Origin of the sequence: Nonomuraea sp. NPDC005692, assembly GCF_040631115.1 — a bacterium.
In the GTDB taxonomy this organism is placed as follows: domain Bacteria; phylum Actinomycetota; class Actinomycetes; order Streptosporangiales; family Streptosporangiaceae; genus Nonomuraea.
Genome location: NZ_JBEXYU010000003.1, coordinates 288,241 through 302,774, shown reverse-complemented (window position 1 = coordinate 302,774; position 14,534 = coordinate 288,241). Strand labels below are relative to the sequence as shown.

The 14,534-nt window shown below is 71.4% G+C and carries 13 protein-coding genes; 4 read left to right on the top strand and 9 right to left on the bottom strand.

The genetic code is table 11. From position 1 onward, the window contains the following. The first annotated feature begins 7 nt into the window (after positions 1 to 7). Positions 8 to 1,282 (top strand): protein kinase, encoded by a 1,275-nt coding sequence (locus ABZ459_RS09670; RefSeq protein ID WP_357968071.1) that lies wholly within the window; start codon positions 8 to 10, stop codon positions 1,280 to 1,282. 8 nt (positions 1,283 to 1,290) lie between these two features. On the opposite strand, the gene ABZ459_RS09665 is transcribed toward ABZ459_RS09670, so the two are convergent. From ABZ459_RS09665 to ABZ459_RS09655, 3 genes are read right to left on the bottom strand one after another with little or no spacing between them, the layout of a single operon-like run. Next, the gene (locus ABZ459_RS09665) at positions 1,291 to 2,220 is read right to left on the bottom strand and encodes an RluA family pseudouridine synthase (protein ID WP_357968068.1); all 930 of its coding nucleotides are present in this window, start codon (positions 2,218 to 2,220) and stop codon (positions 1,291 to 1,293) included. Then, the gene (lspA, locus tag ABZ459_RS09660) at positions 2,213 to 2,758 is read right to left on the bottom strand and encodes a signal peptidase II (RefSeq protein ID WP_357968504.1); all 546 of its coding nucleotides are present in this window, start codon (positions 2,756 to 2,758) and stop codon (positions 2,213 to 2,215) included. The genes ABZ459_RS09665 and lspA overlap by 8 nt, the downstream gene beginning before the upstream one ends. 26 nt (positions 2,759 to 2,784) lie before the next feature. Next, positions 2,785 to 3,186 (bottom strand): TraR/DksA C4-type zinc finger protein, encoded by a 402-nt coding sequence (locus tag ABZ459_RS09655; RefSeq protein WP_352324926.1) that lies wholly within the window; start codon positions 3,184 to 3,186, stop codon positions 2,785 to 2,787. Between the two features lie 427 nt (positions 3,187 to 3,613). Between ABZ459_RS09655 and ileS the strand changes: the two genes are divergently transcribed. From ileS to ABZ459_RS09640, 3 genes are all read left to right on the top strand, one after another. Next, positions 3,614 to 6,754 (top strand): isoleucine--tRNA ligase, encoded by a 3,141-nt coding sequence (gene ileS / locus ABZ459_RS09650; RefSeq protein ID WP_357968065.1) that lies wholly within the window; start codon positions 3,614 to 3,616, stop codon positions 6,752 to 6,754. A gap of 133 nt (positions 6,755 to 6,887) precedes the next feature. Next, positions 6,888 to 7,394, top strand: a complete 507-nt coding sequence (locus ABZ459_RS09645; RefSeq protein ID WP_357968063.1) for a hypothetical protein — start codon at positions 6,888 to 6,890, stop codon at positions 7,392 to 7,394. A 120-nt stretch (positions 7,395 to 7,514) separates the two neighbouring features. Next, positions 7,515 to 8,168 (top strand): amino acid transporter, encoded by a 654-nt coding sequence (locus ABZ459_RS09640; RefSeq protein WP_357968061.1) that lies wholly within the window; start codon positions 7,515 to 7,517, stop codon positions 8,166 to 8,168. A 50-nt stretch (positions 8,169 to 8,218) separates the two neighbouring features. On the opposite strand, the gene ABZ459_RS09635 is transcribed toward ABZ459_RS09640, so the two are convergent. The 6 genes from ABZ459_RS09635 to ftsZ all read right to left on the bottom strand — a co-directional run bounded on the left by ABZ459_RS09635 (position 8,219) and on the right by ftsZ (position 14,282). Next, positions 8,219 to 9,886: a hypothetical protein gene (locus ABZ459_RS09635; RefSeq protein WP_357968059.1), complete on the bottom strand. Its 1,668-nt coding sequence runs from the start codon at positions 9,884 to 9,886 to the stop codon at positions 8,219 to 8,221. Between the two features lie 62 nt (positions 9,887 to 9,948). After that, a complete protein-coding gene (locus ABZ459_RS09630) occupies positions 9,949 to 10,824 on the bottom strand; it encodes a DivIVA domain-containing protein (RefSeq protein WP_352325076.1) in 876 nt (291 codons plus the stop codon). Positions 10,825 to 10,931: 107 nt separating this feature from the next. Next, positions 10,932 to 11,225, bottom strand: a complete 294-nt coding sequence (locus ABZ459_RS09625) for a YggT family protein (protein ID WP_125630468.1) — start codon at positions 11,223 to 11,225, stop codon at positions 10,932 to 10,934. 80 nt (positions 11,226 to 11,305) lie between these two features. Beyond that, complete coding sequence (gene sepF / locus ABZ459_RS09620; protein WP_357968056.1) at positions 11,306 to 11,806, bottom strand: cell division protein SepF; 501 nt, start codon at positions 11,804 to 11,806, stop codon at positions 11,306 to 11,308. A gap of 138 nt (positions 11,807 to 11,944) precedes the next feature. Beyond that, complete coding sequence (locus ABZ459_RS09615; protein WP_357968054.1) at positions 11,945 to 12,637, bottom strand: YggS family pyridoxal phosphate-dependent enzyme; 693 nt, start codon at positions 12,635 to 12,637, stop codon at positions 11,945 to 11,947. Between the two features lie 151 nt (positions 12,638 to 12,788). Beyond that, positions 12,789 to 14,282, bottom strand: a complete 1,494-nt coding sequence (gene ftsZ / locus ABZ459_RS09610; RefSeq protein ID WP_357968052.1) for a cell division protein FtsZ — start codon at positions 14,280 to 14,282, stop codon at positions 12,789 to 12,791. Between the last annotated feature and the right edge of the window lie 252 nt (positions 14,283 to 14,534).

Below are 14,534 nucleotides of genomic sequence, written 5' to 3'. Positions count from 1 at the left end.
GCCGTGCATGTCCGATTCTGCGGGGATGGTCGGTGGCCGCTACCGGCTGCTCAGGACGATCGGCCAGGGCGGTATGGGAACCGTGTGGCAGGCGCATGACGAGGTGCTCGGCCGTGACGTGGCCGTCAAGGAGGTGCTGCCGCCGCCGGACCTGACCGGCCCTGAGCGCGAGGTGTTCGCCGTGCGCACGTTCCGCGAGGCGCGGGCGGCAGGCCGGGTGGCGCATCCGGGGGTGGCGGCCGTCTACGACGTGCTGGAGGAGGGCGGGCATCCGTGGATCGTCATGCAGCTCGTGCACTCCCGTACGTTGGGCGAGACCATCCGCGCCGACGGCCCGCTGCCCCCGGCCAAGGTCGCCGCCATCGGGCTGCAACTGCTGGAGGCGCTGCGCGCCGCGCACGCGGCGGGCGTGCTCCATCGTGACGTCAAGCCCGACAACGTGCTGCTGACCGAGGACGGCCGGGCGGTGCTCACCGACTTCGGCATCGCCACCACCGAGGACGAGGCCCCCGTCACCAGGACCGGCATCCTCATCGGCACCCCCGCCTTCATGGCCCCGGAACGGGCGGCCGGCGGCCAGGCCAGGCCCGCCTCCGACCTGTGGTCGCTGGGCGTGACGCTGTACATGGCGGTCGAGGGCCACTCCCCCTTCCACCGGGAGAACGCCCTGGCCACGCTCGGCGCGGTCATGCACGCCGAGCCCGAACCGCTGGCCCGCGCGGGCGTGCTCGCCCCCGTGCTGCTCGGGCTGCTGCGCAAGAACCCCTCGCAGCGCATGTCGCTGGAGGAGGCCGAGCAGCGGCTGAGACTGGTCCTGACGGGCGGGCCGCTGGAGCAGACCGGCCCGGTCCCGGTGCCCCCGATGGCCGTACGCCGCCCGCGCCGGACGCCGATCCTGGCCATCGCGGCGGGCGCGCTGCTCGTGGGCCTGGTCACCGGCGGCGCGGCCTGGTGGACGAAGCAGTCGGACCAGCCGGTGCAGGGCCGCGCCCCGACGATCCCGGCGGTCGTCACCCCGCCCGGCAGCGACGCCCCGAAGGACACGCCGAAGACCACCGTCACCGACTCCGAACCGCCCCCCGCCACCTCGCATCCCCCGCGATCCACCGCACCGCGGAGCAGCGCCCCCTCGCCCACCAGCGGCGAACGGACCAGCACCCCCGCGAAGAAGCCGACGCCGACCAGGTCGGCGGCCCAGCGGGACGAGCAGGAGAAGAAGCAGGACGACGCCCCCTCCAGGTCCCCCGGCCAGATCGACCCGTCGCAGGACGGCGAGGAGTAGCGACCGGCTCAGGTGTCGGCGGCGACGGCGTCGAGCGCCTTCTGCAGGTCCTCGGGGTAGTCGGTGCTGAAGGACATCCAGTCGCCGGTGGCCGGGTGCTCGAAGCCCAGCGAGACCGCGTGCAGCCACTGCCGGGTGACGCCCAGCCGGGCCGCGAGCGTCGGGTCGGCGCCGTAGAGCATGTCGCCGACGCAGGGGTGGCGCAGGGCCGACATGTGCACGCGGATCTGGTGCGTACGGCCGGTCTCCAGCTTGATGTCCAGTAGCGAGGCCGCCCGGAACGCCTCGATCGTGTCGTAGTGGGTGACCGACGGCTTGCCGCCCGCGACCACGGCGAACTTGCCCTCGCCCGAGGGGTGGCGGTCGATGGGCGCGTCGACGGTGCCCCGGAACGGGTCGGGATGGCCCTGGACCAACGCGTGGTAGCGCTTGTCGACCGTGCGCTCCTTGAAGGCCCGCTTCAGCGCCGAGTACGCGTGCTCGCTCTTGGCCACGACCATCGCGCCCGTGGTGTTGGCGTCGAGCCGGTGGACGATGCCCTGCCGCTCGGCCGCGCCGCTGGTGGCGATCGTGTGGCCGGCGCCGAGCAGGCCGCCGATCACGGTCGGGCCGGTCCAGCCGACGGTGGGATGGGCGGCCACCCCGATCGGCTTGTTGACCACGATGATGTCGTCGTCCTCGTAGACGATCGTCATGCCCGGCACCGGCTCGGCCACCGGCATCGGCGTGCTGACCGGGGGCGGCAGCGTCACCTCCAGCCAGGCGCCGGCGTGCACGCGGTCGGACTTGGCCGGCTGCCCGCCGTCGACCTGCACCTCGCCGGCGGCGATCAGCTCGGCCGCGCGGGTGCGCGAGAAGCCGAACAGCCGCGAGATCGCCGCGTCGACCCGCTCGCCCTCCAGCCCGTCGGGGACGGGCAGGCTCCGCCGCTCAGCCATCCTGGGGCTCCTTCCCGGTCTCCGTGGTGGTCTCGGTCTCCCTGGTGCCGTCGATCTGCACGTTGCGCCAGGCCAGCAGCACCGCCAGGATGCCGCCGCAGACGATCGCCGAGTCGGCGACGTTGAACACCGGGAAGTAGTCGATCACCGGGAAGTGACCGGGCAGCACCTCGATGAAGTCCACGACGTGCCCCTGGAGCTGCGTCGACCGGCCGAACCCCGACGGGTAGCGCAGCAACCTGTCGGTCAGGTTGCCGAGCGCCCCGCCGAGGAGCAGCCCGAGGGTGATCGCCCACGGCAGGCTGTGGAGCTTGCGCGCGGTGCGCACGATCGCCACCACCACGCCCGCCGCGATGAACGTGAACACGAACGTCATCCCCGTGCCGATGCTGAACGCCGCGCCGGAGTTGAAGATCACCCGGAACTGCAGGACGTCCTGGAGGACGACGAGCGGCGCCTTGCCTTCGAGCGTACGCAGCACGATCGTCTTGCTGATCAGGTCAGCCGCGTAGACGACGACCGCCAGCGAGGTGAGGATCGCGAGGAGACGTCCGCGTGGCCTGCCTAGCGGCGTTCCTCCTTCTGCTTGCAGGCCACGCACAGCGTCGCCCTCGGGAACGCCTGAAGACGTTCCTTGCCGATCGGCTTGTGGCACGATTCGCACACTCCATAGGTCCCTGCGTCGATCCTGGCGATCGCACGTTCGTTCTGCGCGACCAGATCGCGCGCATTCAGGGTAAGGGCGATCTCGCGTTCGCGCTCGTACGTCTTGGCGCCGGCGTCCGCCTGGTCGTCGCCCGCGCCCTGGGTGACGTCACCAGAGGCTATCTCCGACTCGTGGCGGAGGATGTCGGCCTCGAGCTCGTCGATCTCGGTCCGCAGCCTGCCGCGTACCTCGGCCAGCTCCTCTTCCGACCACATCGACGGTGTAGCGGTCTGCGTGACTGCCGCCATGGCTGCCTCCATGCTGATCAAGGCCGTGAATGGTGCGGGCAGCTTAGGATCCTCATAACGGAACGGCAAACGACCCGCCGGATGGTTTACCTCACCCGTACTATCCCGCCTCGCCCGTTCAACTCCTCCCCGGGGACGTCCATTCCCACAAATTTCCTCCCCGCGTACCAACGCCGCCGGGAGCGGGAGGAAACCTGGAAGTCTTCGGCTCCACTCTGCGTTATGGTTTGAGACTGCAAGGCGTTGATGGGGCCCCGCTGTGAGGGATATCACCCCGGAGCCGCCGGAAGAACGGCTCGGCAGAGCTCACTAGACCCGGCAGCAAGCGAATGAAGAGGGCCTCCCCGGAGGCCAAGAAGGGTGGTACCGCGGAGCCGCGAGGCTTCGTCCCTTCGCGCACGCCACAACCGGCCGACGACGCGTGGAGGTCCCGCCCGACATGTCTTCCCCATCATTCCGCTCTCTTCCCGCGCAGGTCGACCTGCCCGCGCTCGAGCGCGAGGTCCTCGACCGCTGGCGGGACGGGAAGATCTTCGAGCGGTCCGTCGAGCAGAACGCCGGCAACCCCGCCTGGGTGTTCTACGAGGGCCCGCCCACCGCCAACGGCCTGCCCGGCGTGCACCACGTCGAGGCCAGGGTGTTCAAGGACCTGTTCCCGCGCTACAAGTCGATGCGCGGCTTCAGCGTCCCGCGCAAGGCCGGCTGGGACTGCCACGGCCTGCCCGTCGAGGTCGGCATCGAGCGCGAGCTGGGCCTGACCGGCAAGAAGGACATCGAGGACTACGGCATCGCCGAGTTCAACGCCAAGTGCCGCGAGTCGGTGCTGCGGCACGTCGACGCGTTCGAGCAGATGACCGAGCGCATGGGCTACTGGATCGACCTGTCCCAGGCGTACCGGACGATGGACCCGTCCTACATCGAGTCGGTGTGGTGGTCGCTGAAGGTCGTCTTCGACAAGGGGCTGCTGTTCCGCGACTTCCGCATCACGCCGTACTGCCCGCGCTGCGGCACCGGCCTGTCCGACCACGAGCTGGGCCAGCCGGGCGGCTACGAGAACGTCTCCAGCCCGTCGGTCTTCGTGCGCATGCCCGTCACGTCCGGGCCGCTGGCCGAGCTGGGCGCGGCGCTGCTGATCTGGACCACCACGCCCTGGACGCTGGTGTCCAACACGGCCGTCGCCGTGCACCCCGACGTCACCTACGTCGCGGCCAGGACCGCCGACGGCGAGGTGCTGGTGGTGGCCGAGCCGCTGCTGTCCGTCCTCGGCGAGGACGTCACCGAGGTGGCCCGCTGCACCGGCCGCGAGCTGGAGCGCACCCGCTACAGCCGCCCCTTCGACCTGGTCGACATCCCCGGCGCCCACTACGTCGTGCTCGGCGACTACGTCACCGTCGAGGACGGCACCGGCCTGGTCCACCAGGCCCCCGCCTTCGGCGCCGACGACATGGCCGTCATCAAGCGGTACGACATGCCGATCGTCAACCCGATCGGCCCCGACGGCCGGTTCCTCGACGACGTGCCCATGGTCGGCGGCCGCTTCTTCAAGGACGCCGACGAGGAGCTCACCGAGGACCTGCGCCGGCGCGGCCTGCTGTACCGGGGCAGCCACTTCGAGCACGCCTACCCCCACTGCTGGCGCTGCCACACCGCGCTGCTGTACTACGCGCTCCCGTCCTGGTACATCCGCACCACCGCGGTCAAGGACCAGATGTTGTCGGAGAACGCCAACACCAACTGGTTCCCCGAGACCATCAAGTGGGGCCGGTTCGGCGAGTGGCTGCGCAACAACGTCGACTGGTCGCTGTCGCGCTCGCGCTACTGGGGCACGCCGCTGCCGCTGTGGGTGTGCTCGGCGGACGAGAGCCACGTCACCTGCGTCGGCTCGCTGGCCGAGCTGGGCACGCTGGCCGGCCAGGACGTCTCCGCGCTCGACCCGCACCGCCCGTACGTCGACGACGTGAGCTTCGACTGCCCCTCCTGCGGCGCGCTCGCCACCCGCGTGCCCGACGTGATCGACGCCTGGTACGACTCGGGCTCGATGCCGTTCGCGCAGTGGGGTGAGCACGGCAAGCCGGAGGGCGTCTACCCCGCGCAGTTCATCTGCGAGGCCACCGACCAGACCCGCGGCTGGTTCTACTCGCTGATGGCGGTCGGCACGCTGGTCTTCGGCCAGTCCTCCTACGAGAACGTGCTCTGCCTCGGCCTCATCCTGGCCGAGGACGGCCGCAAGATGAGCAAGCACCTGGGCAACATCCTGGAGCCGATCCCGCTGATGGACCAGCACGGCGCCGACGCGCTGCGCTGGTTCATGGCCTGCTCCGGATCGCCGTGGGCGGCCCGCCGGGTGGGGCACAACGGCCTGGAGGAGATCGTCCGCAAGGTCCTGCTGACCCTGTGGAACACCTCCTCCTTCTTCACCCTGTACGCCAACGCCGAGTCCTGGACCCCGTCCGAGCCCGCTCCGCCGGCCGCCGAGCGTCCGCTGCTGGACCGCTGGGTGCTGGCCGAGCTGCACCGGACGGTCGCCGAGGTCACCGCGTCCCTGGACGAGTACGACACCCAGCGCGCCGGCCGCCGCCTGGCCGACTTCCTCGACGACCTGTCCAACTGGTACGTCCGCCGCTCCCGCCGCCGCTTCTGGCAGGGTTCGCGCGAGGCGTTCGCCACCCTGTACGAGTGCCTGGAGACGGTCATCCGGCTGATGGCGCCGATCACGCCGTTCGTCACCGACTACCTCTGGGACGTGCTGCGCGCGCCCGGCGCGCCCTCCTCGGTCCACCTGACCAGCTGGCCGCAGGTGCGCGAGGACCTGCTCGATCCGGCGCTGTCGGACCAGATGGCCCTGGTCCGCAGGCTGGTCGAGCTGGGCCGCTCGGCGCGTGCCTCCTCCGGCGTGAAGACGCGGCAGCCGCTGCGCCGGGCGCTGGTCGGTGCGCACGGCTGGCCGTCGCTGCCCGCCGAGCTGCGGGCGCTGGTGGCGGACGAGCTCAACGTCCAGGACCTTGAGGACATGTCCGGATTCGACGCCGATCTCGTGTCGTACACGGTGAAGCCGAACTTCCGGGCGCTCGGGAAGCGGTTCGGGTCGCGTACCAAGCTGGTGGCCGCCGCGGTGACCGCCGCCGACGCCACCCGCGTGGCCCGTACGCTGCGTGGCGGCACCCCCGTCATGATCGAGGCGGACGAGCTGGGCGAGATCATGCTCGGCCCCGACGAGGTGATCGTCACCGAGCAGCCGCGCGCGGGCTGGGCCGTGGAGACCGGCGCCATCGGCACCGGCACCGGCGAGACCGTCGCCCTCGACCTGGAGCTGTCCGACGAGCTGCGCCGCGCGGGCCTGCTGCGCGAGGTGATCCGGCTGGTCCAGGAGGCCCGCAAGTCCTCCGGCCTGTCGATCACCGACCGCATCGACCTGTGGTGGACGGCCTCCTCGCCCGACCTGGCCGCCGCCCTGCGCTCCGGCGGCGGAACGGTCGCCGAGGAGGTCCTGGCCACGTCCCTCACCGAGGGCGCCCAGGAGGACCTCCCGGCCCACCACGACGAGGACCTGGGCCTGACGTTCCACCTGCGCCGCGCCTGACCCAGGCCGCGATCCGACCGGCGACCACGCGGGGGCGCCACCGATCACCTCGGTGGCGCCCCTGACGTGCGCGCCCCTGAACCGGTAGCGGTGATCGCCTGCCTCCGCTCGCATTCCGAAAGGATCTGGTCCCGTGCCGACTCTGATCCGCCGCGCCTCCGGTCAGGTGTTCGTGGACGCGTCCACCGTCGACCTGACCGGCGAAGGGCTCGTGACGGATCTCGAGTGGGACATGACCGCGACGGGCCTGGTCCAGGCCGACCCCGACGGCGACGGCGCGCGCATCGTGTGCGGCCAGGAGATCGGCGACATCGGCGTCACCGCCGAACTGTGGGACGCCGCCCCGCCGTTGACCACCGACGGCTGGCAGGACGTCGCCGAGGTGTCCGTCGCCTGGCGATCCGCGTTCATGGACTTCGCGACGACGGACGGCGGCGCCGACCCGGCCGAACAGCTGGAACTGCCCGGCCCCGGCGACTACCGGCTGCGCGTCCACGGACGCAACCGCGACGACGGCGACCCGCGGGACGACGGCGCCCCCGCCGAGGAGTACCTGATCCAGGTGTGGCCCGCCCCGCACGCCGAGCCCGTCATGGCCAAGTCCACCAGCAGGACGGCGGCCGCGTGGAGAGCGCAGTGAAGTCTGCCCGCTGAGCAGCGTGGCGGCCGCAGCTTCGTACCTCTTCTCAGGTTTCCGGCTTCTCCCGACGCGGGGAACACGCGAACCCCGCTCGTCCGGCGAAGGGCGGACAATGGCCGGATGACGTGGATCGACACGCCGTGGGGTCCTTGGGAGGCCGCGCCCCTGGAGGAGGTCGTCGCGCTGCTGCGCGGGCTGGCCGCGCCCTGGTGGGTGGCGGGCGGCCACGCGCTTCAACTGGCCGCCGGACGCGCGTACCGCGAGCACGACGACGTCGACATCGCACTGCTGCGCCGCGACCAGCTCGCCGTCCGGCGCCTTCTGACCGGCTGGGACGTGCACGCCGCGATCACCCCCGGCACCCTGCGACCCTGGCCCGTGGACGAGCTGCTGCCCGCCTCCGCCCACGACATCTGGGTACGCGACCACCCCGACGCCCCCTGGCGCTTCCAGCTCATGCTCGACGAGGCCGCCGGGGACGAGTGGATCTACCGTCGCGACCCGCGGATCCGCCGTCCCCTGACAGACCTGACAATCATGCGGAACGGCTTCCGGCACCTCGCACCGGAAGTGCAGCTCCTCTACAAGTCCACGGCTCCCCGCCCGAAGGACGAGATCGACTTCGAGACCGTCCTGCCACTTCTGGACGACAGCCGGCGCCACTGGCTGGCAGCGGCCCTGCGCACCGAGCACACCACCCACCCGTGGCTAACCCGCCTGCACCGCACCACGCCCACCGCCCCCGCCCCTGACGCCTCCCCGCGAACGTCATGAGCCCCGAAGACCCGCTGGCGAAAGCGCAGCGGGCCCGGGGCGGTCGGGTGTTACTTGGCCGTCTCGCGGTCGTGCTGGCACACCGGGCAGCTGGTCAGACCGGCGTCCTCGGCCTCGGGGATCGTCATGGTCTCCACGCCCGTCTCCCCCGCGCCCCTGATCAGCGGGCAGGTGGCGCTGTGGTAGCGACGGGTGCCGGTGATGACCTTGACCGTCCCTGGGCGCCCGCCCGGACCGGACGTACCGCCGGTCTCGCCCTTCGAGCCCTCACCCGCCTTGCCGGGCTTGTCGCCGGGCTCGGCACCGGACGTCTCGCCCTTGGCCGCGCTCTCCTTGCCGGGCTTGGTGTCCTTGCTCTCGGTCTTCGGCGCCGGGGCGGTGGCCCCCGCCGGACGGGCGGAAGGGGCCGGCGCAGCCCCAGAAGGCCGCTCGGACGCCCCAGCAGCCCCACCCGAGGGTTCCGGCTGGACCGGCAGCCCGGAGGACGTCACGCGAGGCTGCGGAGCCGTGTCCGGGTCGGAGGCGTCGTCACCGTCGTCGGGGGGCTGCTCGGCGGGGCGTGCGGCGGGCGACGGCCGGGCGGCCGCGGACGGCTTGCCCTGCGCGCTCTCTGCCGACTTCCCGGAATCAGCCGCGTCATCGCCCTTCTGACCCGAAGTCGCCGCACCCGCACCGGCCTTGGCCGAAGCCGCCCCCTTGGACGCCGGAGCCGAAGCCGCACCCGAAGCCGCCGGGCTCTCGGACGGACTCTTGGACGGGCTCTTGGGCGGCTTCGAGGCCGGCGAACCCTTGGAGGCCGCAGCAGGGCTCGAAGGGGCGCCCGACGGGCCCTTGGCGTCGTCCGGCGAAGAGGGACGCGCGGGCCGCTCGCGCTCCGACGGCGGCCGGAAGTAGGAAGTCTGGATCTCCCCCTGCTCGTCATCCGGACCGGCCCCGGAATCGGGCGCGGTGGCGGAGGAGGGGGACTTGGCCGGGTCGCTCGCCTGCGCGGCGGCCGGACGGCCGAACCACCCGGTCGGGCCTTCCTCGCTGGAGGCGGCGGGCTCCGGGGTGGGGGTGGAAGCCTTCGTGTCGGGCTTCGGCGGTACGACCGGCGGGCGCAGGTCCCGGGTCTCCGCGGAGGTCTCGGCCCGGCTCTCCGCCACGGCGGAGGGGGTGGCGGCGGGGCCGGGGGCGACGACGGGCTCGGGGTCGGCGGCAGGCGGCAACTGCCGTCCGCCGAGCGCGGCGTCCGGAAGGCACGTGGTGCAGGGCGTGAAGCCCTCCTCGCGTGCCTCCTCGTAGGTGAGCTCCTCGTGATCCCGTCCGGCCAGCTGGCGGCAGCCCGGCACGTGGTATCTCCTGCGGCCCGGGATCACCATCACGATCGCGTCCGGCGAGATGCCGCTCGCCGCGGGGCGGCGAGGCGCGGAGGCCGGAACGGCGGTCCGCTGGAGCGTCTGCGGGTGCGGATGCGGATGGGGTTGTGGCCGCGGGTGCGGCTGGGGCCCGGCAGGACCGGTCTGGTTGTACGGCAGGCCGGGCGGCGGGAGCGGGGCCGGAGGGGTGGCCGGCGCAGCGGCCCGCCCACCACCGGGAAACAGCTCGTGACGCCGCAGCAACGCCCCGATCACCAGGAACAGCGCGGACAGCACGCTGACCACGATGGACCACATGATCAGGAACGGCTTAGCCAGTACGAAGCCCGCGATCAGCAACACGACCGCCGCGAGCACCAAACCAGCACTGATAAGGATCACAGGGGGCTCTTTCGAGTGACAGGTCCTAGTGACCCGTTACTTTACCGGCGGTCGTTGTGCGGACCGTCGCCGCCGGGGAAGGCGCCCTGCGGAGCCTCGCCGCCGAACGGGTTGGGGCCACCGGGGAGAGGCTGCTGGCCACCCTGGGGAACCGCGTGCGACATGGCGGGAGCCTGACCCTGCGGACCGGACATGACCGGGAACCCACCGCTGCCCTCGGCGGAGACGTTGAGCTCGGCGAGCTGGTTCTCCAGGTAGAGCTTGAGGCGGCTGCGGTATTCGCGCTCGAAGCTGCGCAGCTCCTCGACCTTGCGCTCGAGCTCGTCGCGGGTCTGCACCAGCGAGCCCATCGCCTGGCGGTGGCGCTCCTGCGCGTCGCGCTCGAGCGTCTCGGCGCGGGCACGGGCGTCGCCGATGACCTGCTCGGCCTGGCGGCGGGCCTTGGTGAGGATCTCGTCGGCCTCACGGCGGGCGCGGGTCACCGTCTCGTCCGCCTCCCGGCGGGCGTCGGCGATCGCCTGGTCGGCGGTCTGCTGGGCGAGGGCCAGCACGCGGGCCGCGGTGTCCATGTTGTCCTCGGCGGGAGGCATGCTCATGGCCACGGGCTGCGGCTCGGGGGCTCGCATCGGCTGCGGCTCGGGGGCCCGCATGGGCTCCGGCTGCGGCGGCGCCATCATCTCCGGCTTCGGCTGCTCCTGGACGGGGGCGGAGGCCATGGGCATGCCCATGCCGCCCGGCACCTTCCCACGCAGGCACTCGGCCAGTTTGGCGCGTAGCTCCTCGTTCTCTTGGATCAGGCGGTCGAGCTCAGCCTCCACCTCGTCGAGGAAGGCGTCGACCTCTTCCTCGTCGTAGCCCGGCCGCAGCCGGGTGGTACTGAACTGCTTGTTCCGCACATCAGCGGGCGTCAGCGGCATTTTTTGGTCTCCTTGGCGCGCTTGGAGTCTGTCCGGAGGGACGGTGAACCCGAATCACTTCAGCGCGGACACGAGTTGGATCACGACCGGCACCCCACCAGCCCGCCTCACCGGCCGCCCAGTGACCCAGCGATCTGGATCAAGATCAGCACGACGATGAACAGGACAGTGAAGCTTAGGTCAAAGGCCACCGTACCCAACCGGAGCGGGGGAATGAAACGGCGGAGGAATTTGAGAGGTGGGTCTGTCGCGGTGTACGTGGCCTCCGCCAGCACCAGCACGACCCCGGAAGGCCGCCACTGCCGGGCGAACGCCTGCACCGTCTCAAAGATCATCCTGCCGATGAGCAGTACCAAATACAGAGACAGGACTACGACCAAGATCCCACTCACGATCTCCACGGCCCGGCCGCGCCTCCACTTCTGGTGTGCCCTCCCGGCCGCGCGTGGGCCCGGTTGGGTGCGATGGACATACAGAGACTCTAACTCTGGTTGAAGAACCCGCGTTCCGCGATTCGGGCCTTGTCCTCGGCGGTCACCTCGACATTGGCAGGGGACAACAGGAACACCTTGTTGGTAACACGTTCAATGCTTCCATGTAGGCCGAAGACCAGACCTGCCGCGAAATCCACGAGCCGCTTCGCGTCGCTGTCAACCATTTCGGTCAGATTCATGATGACCGGGGTGCCGTCGCGGAAGTGCTCTCCGATGGTTCGGGCCTCGTTGTAGGTCCGGGGATGGAGGGTCGTGATGCGCGCCAGGTCGGTCGTGCGGCGCTCCAGGATCGTCGTGGCGGGCCTGGGCGCGGGGACCGCGGAGTCGGCCTCCTCGTCGCGGTCCTGGACCGCCACGGGCCGTTCCTCGCCGGTCCGCTGGACATCGTCGTCGTAGGCGTACTCGTCGGTGTAGGTCTCGTACCTCTCGTAGCGGTCGTCCTCCACGAGACCGAGGTAGACCGCCATCTTGCGCATCGCGCCGGCCATCGCTACGTCGTCCTCCTGCTCATGGTCGCACTGGCTCGGACCCGTCGCCGGGGCCGAGGCGGCAGCCGTACCCCCTTGGAGCTCACCGCGGATCGACCTCTACTTGATCATGGGCCTGAAGACCCACTTGAGGGGACATTACCTGACGAAGGGCCTGCGACGACCGAGCAACGCCGTACCGATCCGCACGTGTGTCGCACCGTACGCGACCGCCTCGTCGAGGTCCTGGCTCATGCCCGCGGAGACCATCGTGGCCCGCGGATGCTGCTCCTGGACGCGGCCGGCGACGTCGCGCAGCACGGCGAAGGCGCGGGCTGGCTCCACCCCCAGCGGGGCGACCGCCATGACGCCGCCCAGCCACACGCCGTCGGCCAGCGCCACCTCGTCGGCCAGCGCCGGCACGTCGGCGGGCCGGGCGCCGCCCCTGGAGGGGTCGTCGTCGAGCGCCACCTGGATCAGGCAGCCGACCTTGCGGCCCTGCCGCACGGCCTCCTTGCTGATCGCCTCCAGCAGCCGGAGGCGGTCGAGCGAGTGGATCACGTCGGCGTACCCGACGACGGACCGCACCTTGTTGGTCTGCAGCTGGCCCACGAAGTGCCACGTCAGCGGCAGGCCGGCCAGCTCGTGCGCCTTGGGCGCGGCCTCCTGGTCGCGGTTCTCGCCGACGTCGCGCACGCCCAGCTCGCACAGGATGCGCACGTCGTCGGCCGGTCTGGTCTTGGTCACCGCGATCAGGGTGACCTCGCCGCGGTCGCGGCCCACCGCGTGACAGGCCGCGCCGATGCGGGCCTCGATCTCGGTGAGACCGGCCGCGATCTCGTCCCTACGCACGCCTGACTCCCTCTCCCTGCCTCCATCGCCTCGCAGTTCGGCCTGCACGCCGTACGCCACGATGGCCCCCTTTCCGTGCCGCGGGTCGGTTCCCGGCACACACGACGGCGCCGCTCCCGTATGCCAGCGGGGAGCGGCGGTGGGTGGTGAGCTACTTGAGGAAGTCGGGGACGTCGAGCTCCTCCTCCTGCTCCTCGAAGATCACCCGAGGACGTTTGGGAGGCTCCGACATGCGGGAGGTGATGGGCGTGGGCGGGTTGGCCGGTTCGGGCGTGGGCCTCGGGATGGAGACGGGGGCCTGCGGCTCGTCGTCGCCGAGGGCGGCGACGGGCTCGGCGGGCTGGACCGACTCCACCGGGCGCACCGGCTCCGGACGCGGCTCCGGGCGGGGCTCAGGACGCGGCTCCGGCCTGAACTCGCGCGGCTCCGGGCGAGGCTCGGGGCGCGGCTCGGGACGGAACTCCTGCCGGGGCTCGGGCCTGAACTCCTGGCGCGGCTCCGGCCTGAACTCCTGGCGGGGCTCCGACCGGAGCTCGGCACGCGGCTCAGGCCTCGGCTCGGGGCGCGGCGCGGGCGGCTCGGACTTCACGCTGGGCGAGGCCGGGACGCCGGGCCGCAGGGCCGAGGACGACACCGGCGCAGCGGGCTGCGCGGCGGGCCGGGCCGCGGGCCTCGGCAGCGGCTTCTCGACCGGCGGCGGCACGTCGTCGAAGCCCGCCGCGATCACGGTGACCCGCACCTCGTCGCCGAGGGCGTCGTCGATGACCGTGCCGAAGATGATGTTGGCGTCGGGCGCGGCGGCCATCGACACGAGCTGGGCCGCCTCGTTGATCTCGAACAGGCCGAGGTCGGAGCCGCCCGCGATCGACAGCAGCACGCCGTGGGCGCCGTCGATGCTCGCCTCCAGCAGCGGGCTGGAGACCGCCATCTCGGCGGCGGCGACCGACCGGTCGTCGCCGCGCGCGTGGCCGATGCCCATGAGCGCCGAGCCCGCACCCGACATGACCGACTTGACGTCGGCGAAGTCGAGGTTGATCAGGCCGGGCGTGGTGATCAGGTCGGTGATGCCCTGGACACCGGACAGCAGCACCTGGTCGGCCGCCTTGAACGCGTCGAGCACGCTCACCTGCCGGTCGGAGATCGACAGCAGCCGGTCGTTGGGGATCACGATGAGGGTGTCGACCTCGTCGCGCAGTGTCTCTATGCCGGCCTCGGCCTGCGAGGCGCGACGCCGCCCCTCGAAGCTGAAGGGCCGGGTCACCACGCCGATCGTCAGTGCGCCGAGCGACCGGGCGATGTTGGCCACGACCGGCGCGCCGCCGGTGCCCGTGCCACCGCCCTCGCCGGCCGTGACGAAGACCATGTCGGCCCCCTTGAGGACCTCCTCGATCTCCTCACGGTGGTCTTCGGCCGCCTTGCGCCCCACGTCGGGGTTGGCTCCGGCGCCCAGTCCGCGCGTGAGCTCGCGGCCCACGTCGAGTTTCACATCGGCGTCACTCATCAGCAGCGCCTGGGCGTCGGTGTTTATGGCGATGAACTCGACGCCCTTGAGTCCCTCCTCGATCATCCGGTTGACGGCGTTCACTCCGCCGCCGCCAATGCCGACGACCTTGATGACCGCGAGGTAGTTCTGCGGTGCTGCCACGACGAGGGGCCTTTCCGCTCGTTGACTTGCCATTTCGGTGCGGATCGTCTCCGCTTTTTCTCAGTTTTCGTAACTCTCAACCTCAGGTTGAGATTTAGATTTATGTCAACCTGAGGATTGATACGGACAGTAGGAGGCCCCTACCAGGCGGGTCAACTAACCGCGCCGCAAGCACGTCCGGCGTGTCGCGGGCTGTCCGATTCGCTCCGAAGTCGCGCCTGGTCGGGGCCTTCCTGTGCCGAAGCTCCGATC

Coding starts and splice junctions, on each gene's coding strand:
- ABZ459_RS09630 (WP_352325076.1), bottom strand. CDS start 10,824: ATGCCGCTGACGCCCGCTGATGTGCGGAACAAGCAGTTCAGTACCACC.
- ABZ459_RS09640 (WP_357968061.1), top strand. CDS start 7,515: ATGACGTGGATCGACACGCCGTGGGGTCCTTGGGAGGCCGCGCCCCTG.
- ABZ459_RS09655 (WP_352324926.1), bottom strand. CDS start 3,186: ATGGAGGCAGCCATGGCGGCAGTCACGCAGACCGCTACACCGTCGATG.
- sepF (WP_357968056.1), bottom strand. CDS start 11,806: ATGGCCGGCGCGATGCGCAAGATGGCGGTCTACCTCGGTCTCGTGGAG.
- ileS (WP_357968065.1), top strand. CDS start 3,614: ATGTCTTCCCCATCATTCCGCTCTCTTCCCGCGCAGGTCGACCTGCCC.
- ABZ459_RS09670 (WP_357968071.1), top strand. CDS start 8: ATGTCCGATTCTGCGGGGATGGTCGGTGGCCGCTACCGGCTGCTCAGG.
- ABZ459_RS09665 (WP_357968068.1), bottom strand. CDS start 2,220: ATGGCTGAGCGGCGGAGCCTGCCCGTCCCCGACGGGCTGGAGGGCGAG.